The sequence below is a fragment of the Kineococcus indalonis genome, assembly GCF_009906395.1.
Classification (GTDB): Bacteria; Actinomycetota; Actinomycetes; order Actinomycetales; family Kineococcaceae; genus Kineococcus; species Kineococcus indalonis.
In genome coordinates this window covers 1-5,452 of the sequence record NZ_JAAALM010000273.1, presented here as the reverse complement: position 1 = coordinate 5,452, position 5,452 = coordinate 1, and the positions used below count along the sequence as shown (strand labels likewise).

Below are 5,452 nucleotides of genomic sequence, written 5' to 3'. Positions count from 1 at the left end.
CCACCGCTGCCGGGCGCTGCCCGCCCTCGACGACCGCCACGCCGCGCTCCCCCCGTCCGTGCCGGGCCCCCCGGCCCGCGCCGAGCCGCGAGGGTCGCACGGCGGTCCTGAGACGACGCTGAGCAGCGCGACGGCGCCGAGCGGCGGGGACGGCGCGGGCCGGCGGCTCCCCGGGCGGGGAGGCGCCGGCCCGTGCCGGTGGTGCCGGGGTCAGCTCCCGACGCGCTCCACGACCAGCTCGCGCACGCGCGCGGCGTCTGCCTTGCCGCGCATCTCCTTCATCACCGCGCCGATGAGGGCGCCGGCGGCCTGCGCCTTGCCGCCGCGGATCTTCTCCACCACGCCGGGGTTGGCGGCGATGGCGGCGTCCACCGCGGCCACCAGGGCGGACTCGTCGGAGACCACGGCCAGGCCGCGCGCCTGCACGACCTCGGCCGCCGAGCCCTCGCCGGCGAGCATGCCGTCCAGCGCCTCGCGCGCCAGGCGGTCGGTGAGGGTGCCGGCCTCCACCAGCGCCTGCAGCTCGGCGACGTCGGCGGGCCCCACGCGCAGCGCGGTCAGCTCCAGGCCCTCGGCGTTGGCGCGCCGGGACAGCTCCCCGGTCCACCACTTGCGCGCACCGGCCGGCGGGGCGCCGGCGGCGACGGTGGCCTCCACGAGGTCGACCGCGCCGGCGTTGGCGGTGTCGCGCATCTCCAGGTCGGAGAAGCCCCACTCCGCCTGCAGGCGCTTGCGGCGCTGCGCCGGCGGCTCGGGCAGCGTGGCGCGCAGCTCCTCCACCCACGCCGGGTCCGGCACGATCGGCACCAGGTCCGGCTCGGGGAAGTAGCGGTAGTCCTCCGCGTCGGACTTCTCCCGGCCCGGGGTGGTCAGGCCGGTGTCCTCGTGCCAGTGGCGCGTCTCCTGCACGACCTTCGCGCCCGAGCGCAGGACGGCGGCGTGCCGGGAGACCTCGTAGCGCACGGCGCGCTCCACCGAGCGCAGGGAGTTGACGTTCTTCGTCTCCGAGCGGGTGCCCAGCGGGGAGTCGGGCGTGGGGCGCAGCGAGAGGTTGACGTCGCAGCGCAGCGAGCCCTGCTCCATCTTCACGTCGGAGACGTCCAGCGCCCGCAGCAGGTCGCGCAGCGCCGCCACGTAGGCGCGCGCCACGTCGGGGGCGCGGTCGCCGGTGCCGGTCAGCGGCCTGGTGACGATCTCGATGAGCGGGATGCCGGCGCGGTTGTAGTCCACCAGGGAGTACTCCGCGCCGTGGATGCGCCCGGTGGAGCCGCCCACGTGCAGGGACTTGCCGGTGTCCTCCTCCATGTGGGCGCGCTCGATCTGCACGCGGTAGGTGAACGCCGGCTTCGAGCCGTCCTCGCTGGCGGGCACCTCCACGTCCAGCCACCCGTCGTGCGCGATGGGCTCGTCGTACTGGGAGGTCTGGAAGTTCTTCGGCATGTCCGGGTAGAAGTAGTTCTTCCGGGCGAAGCGGCAGGTGCGCGCGATGGAGCAGTTCAGCGCCAGCCCGATGCGCACCGCGGACTCCAGCGCCTTGGCGTTGAGCACCGGCAGCGCCCCGGGCAGGCCCAGGGAGACGGGGTCCACCTGGGTGTTCGGCTCGGCGCCGAACTCCGTGGGGGCCGCGGAGAACATCTTCGTCACGGTCGACAGCTCGACGTGGACCTCCAGGCCCAGCACCGGGTCGAACTGCGCGACGGCCTCGTCGTAGTCGACGAGGGCCACGCTCGTGGTGCTGCTGGTGGTGCTCATGCGGACAACCCCTCCCACTCCGGGACCTGCGCGAGCAACGGCCCGCCCCACTTCGCCACCAGCCGCGCCTCCAGGGCGGCACCCACCAGGTACAGGCGGTCGTCGGCCTGCTGCGGGGCCAGGACCTGCAGGCCCACCGGCAGCCCCTCGGAGAGCCCGACCGGCAGCGACATGCCGGGGATCCCGGCGAGGTTGGCCGGGATCGTGGCGACGTCGCCGGCGTACATCGCCAGCGGGTCGTCCAGCTTCTCCCCCAGCCGGTACGCCACCGTCGGCGCGGTCGGCGAGACGAGCACGTCCACCTGCCCGAACGCGGCGGCGAAGTCGCGCTGCACGAGGGTGCGGACCTTCTGCGCGCTGCCGTAGTAGGCGTCGTAGTACCCGGCGGACAGCGCGTAGGTGCCCAGGACGATGCGGCGCTTGGCCTCGTCGCCGAAGCCGGCGGCGCGGGTGGCGCGCATGACCTGCTCGGCGGTGACGCCGGAGCCCTCCGGCGTCACGCGCAGGCCGTAGCGCATGCCGTCGTACTTGGCGAGGTTGCTGGAGGCCTCGCTGGGCAGGATGAGGTAGTACGCGGCCAGGGCGTGCACGAGGTTGGGCAGGCTCAGCTCGACGACCTCGGCGCCGGCGGCGCGCAGCTCGTCCAGGGCCTCGCCGAAGCGGGCCAGCACGCCGGGCTCGTAGCCCTCGCCGGACAGCTCGTGCACCACCCCGACCTTCACGCCGCTCAGGTCGCCGGTGGCGCCGCGCCGGGCGGCGCCGACCACGTCGGGCACGGGGGCGGGGATCGAGGTGGAGTCGTACGGGTCGTGCCCGCCGATGACGGCGTGCAGCAGCGCGGTGTCGAGCACGGTGCGCGCGCACGGGCCGGCCTGGTCCAGGGAGGAGGCCAGCGCCACCAGCCCGTAGCGCGAGACGCCGCCGTAGGTGGGCTTGACGCCGACGGTGCCGGTGACGGCGGCGGGCTGGCGGATGGAGCCGCCGGTGTCCGAGCCGATCGTCAAGGGCGCCTCGAAGGCGGCCAGCGCCGCCGCCGAGCCGCCGCCGGAGCCGCCGGGGATGCGGGTGGGGTCCCACGGGTTGCGGGTGGGGCCGAACGCGGAGTGCTCGGTGGTCGAGCCCATCGCGAACTCGTCCATGTTGGTCTTGCCCAGCACCACCAGGCCGGCGGCGTGCAGCTCGCGCACGACGGTCGCGTCGTACGGGGGCACCCAGCCCTGCAGCATGCGCGACCCGCAGGTCGTGGGCATGCCCCGGGTGGTGAGGACGTCCTTGACGCCGATGGGCACCCCGGCCAGCGGGCCGAGCACGGCGCCGGCGGCGCGGTCGGCGTCGACCTGGCGGGCGCGGGCCAGCGCCCCCTCGGCGTCCACGTGCAGGAAGGCGTGCACGCCGCCGGGGTCGCCCCCGGTGGTGGGGCCGTCGACGGCCTCGATGCGCTCCAGGTGCGCCCGCACGACCTCCTCGGAGGAGACGACCTTCGCGCGCAGGCCCTCGGCCAGGCGCGCGGCGTCCCAGCGGACCAGCTCCGACACGCCGCTCACGCGTCCTCCTCCAGGATCTGCGGGACGCGGAAGCGCCCGTCCTCGGCCTCGGGGGCGCCGGCGAGCGCCTCCTCGGCGGTCAGCCCGGGCCGCACGACGTCGGGGCGGGTCACGTTGGTCAGGGGCACGGGGTGGGAGGTCGCCGGCACGTCCTCGGTCACCGCGGCGGTGACCTGCTGGACCGCGTCGAGGACCGCTCCGAGCTGGCCGGCCATGCGGTCCAGCTCCTCGTCGGTCATGTCGATGCGCGCCAGGCGCGCGAGGTGCTCGACCTCGGGACGGGATATCGCGGACACGACAGGGCAGTCTAGGGCGGGTCAGGACGGGCCGATGAGCAGCTGCGTGGCGGCGAGCTCGCGGTACAGCGGGGAGCGCTCCAGCAGCTGCGCGTGCGTGCCCGAGGCGGTGGCCCGCCCGTCCTCCAGGACGACGATCTGGTCGGAGTCCACGACCGTGGACAGCCGGTGCGCGACGACGACGAGGGTGCGCCGGGAGGCCGCGGCGACCAGCGCCTCGCGCAGCAGCGCCTCGTTGCGCGCGTCGAGGCTGGCGGTGGGCTCGTCGAGCAGCAGCAGCTCCCCGGGCGCCAGCAGGGTGCGGGCGATCGCCAGGCGCTGGCGCTGCCCGCCGGAGAGCAGCACCCCGCGCTCGCCGACCTGGGCGGCCAGGCCGGGGCCGCGCTCGGCCAGCTCGCGCAGGCCCACCGCGTCCAGGACGGCGAGGACCTCCTCGTCGGTGGCGCCGGGCGCGCCGAGGACGAGGTTCTCGCGCAGGGTGCCGGCCAGGACGGGCGCGTCCTGCTCCACGTGGCCCAGCCGGGCGCGCAGCGCCGCCAGCGGCTGCTCGCGCACGTCCACCCCGCCCACGCGCACGCTGCCGCCGTCGACCTCGTGGAAGCGCTCCACGAGGCCGAGCAGGGTCGACTTGCCGGCGCCGGAGGGGCCCACCAGGGCCGTGCGGGTGCCGCGCGGCACGGAGAAGCTCACCCCGCGCAGCGCGGGGGTGCCGTCGGGGTAGGCGAACGCGACGTCGTCGAGCTCCAGCAGCGGCACCGGGCCCGGGCGCTGCGGGGGCACCACCGCGAGGGGACCGGCGGGCGCGGTGCGCGCCGGCGGGCGCGGGTCGTCCTGCTCCACGGGCAGGCGCAGCACCTCGTCGACGCGGGTGAGGGCGGCCACCCCGCTCTGCACGACCGTCCAGGTCTGCACGAGCTGGCCCAGCGGCAGCACGAGCGTGAACAGCAGCAGCACGAACCCGACGAGCTCGGCGACGCTGGTGCCTCCGGAGGCCACGCGGGCGCCGCCCAGGCCCAGCACGAGGACGAAGGCGCCCTGCACGGCCACCTGCATCGCCGGGCCGAGCAGCGCGCGCACCCGGGTGGCGCGCACGGAGGCGTCGCGGGCGCGGCCGGCGGCGGCGACCACCCCGGCCAGCTCGCGGTCGGTGGCGCCGGAGGCGCGCAGGGTGCGCAGCGCGCCCAGCACCCGGCCCACCGCCGAGCTCATCGCGCCCACCTCGGCCTGCGTGGCCAGCGTCAGGCGCCCCAGGCGGCTGGAGGCCAGCGCGATCGCGGTGCCGGCCACGACGATCGCGGCGAGCGTGACGGCCAGCAGCACCGGGTCCAGGCGCGCCATGAGCACCAGGGCCCCCAGGAAGGTCAGGACCGTGGCGAGCAGGTCGAAGAGCCCGGAGGTCACCACGGCGGCCAGCGCCGTGGTGTCGCCGGAGACCCGCGAGAGCAGGTCCCCGGAGCTGCGGGCGTCGCGGGCGGCGATCGTCAGGCGGGCCAGGCGGGTGACCAGGGAGGTGCGCACCGCCAGCACCACCCCGGCGCCGGCGCGCTCCAGCAGGTACTGCCGGAGGCCGTCGGTGAGCGCGCCGAGCAGCACCACGCCCACCAGCAGCGCCGCGACCGGGCGCACCGGGGACCCGTCCTGCACCACCTGCACCACGCGGGCCACCGCGAGCGGCTGGGCCAGGGCGGTGGCGGCGCCGACGAGCGAGAGGAGCACCGCGGCGGCGATCGCGGCGCGGTGCGGGCGCAGGTGCGGCAGCAGCAGCCGGGCGGCGGCGCGCAGCGGCAGGACGGGCGGGGTCTCGGCCGGGCCGGCGGGCGCGGGCCCGCCGGGGTGCGGGGTGCTCACGGCGCCAGTGTG

4 protein-coding genes are annotated in these 5,452 nt (G+C 76.7%); all 4 read right to left on the bottom strand.

Annotated elements, in window-relative coordinates; all coding sequences use genetic code 11:
- Positions 1 to 210: 210 nt before the first annotated feature.
- From gatB to GTR00_RS13535, 4 genes are read right to left on the bottom strand one after another with little or no spacing between them, the layout of a single operon-like run.
- Positions 211 to 1,752 (bottom strand): Asp-tRNA(Asn)/Glu-tRNA(Gln) amidotransferase subunit GatB, encoded by a 1,542-nt coding sequence (gatB, locus tag GTR00_RS13550; RefSeq protein WP_166612138.1) that lies wholly within the window; start codon positions 1,750 to 1,752, stop codon positions 211 to 213.
- The gene (gene gatA, locus GTR00_RS13545) at positions 1,749 to 3,296 is read right to left on the bottom strand and encodes an Asp-tRNA(Asn)/Glu-tRNA(Gln) amidotransferase subunit GatA (protein WP_323132463.1); all 1,548 of its coding nucleotides are present in this window, start codon (positions 3,294 to 3,296) and stop codon (positions 1,749 to 1,751) included. The genes gatB and gatA overlap by 4 nt, the downstream gene beginning before the upstream one ends.
- Complete coding sequence (gene gatC, locus GTR00_RS13540; protein ID WP_166612137.1) at positions 3,293 to 3,592, bottom strand: Asp-tRNA(Asn)/Glu-tRNA(Gln) amidotransferase subunit GatC; 300 nt, start codon at positions 3,590 to 3,592, stop codon at positions 3,293 to 3,295. The genes gatA and gatC overlap by 4 nt, the downstream gene beginning before the upstream one ends.
- Positions 3,593 to 3,613: 21 nt before the next feature.
- Positions 3,614 to 5,440, bottom strand: a complete 1,827-nt coding sequence (locus GTR00_RS13535) for an ABC transporter ATP-binding protein (RefSeq protein ID WP_205705757.1) — start codon at positions 5,438 to 5,440, stop codon at positions 3,614 to 3,616.
- Positions 5,441 to 5,452 lie beyond the last annotated feature (12 nt).

Coding starts and splice junctions, on each gene's coding strand:
- gatB (WP_166612138.1), bottom strand. CDS start 1,752: ATGAGCACCACCAGCAGCACCACGAGCGTGGCCCTCGTCGACTACGAC.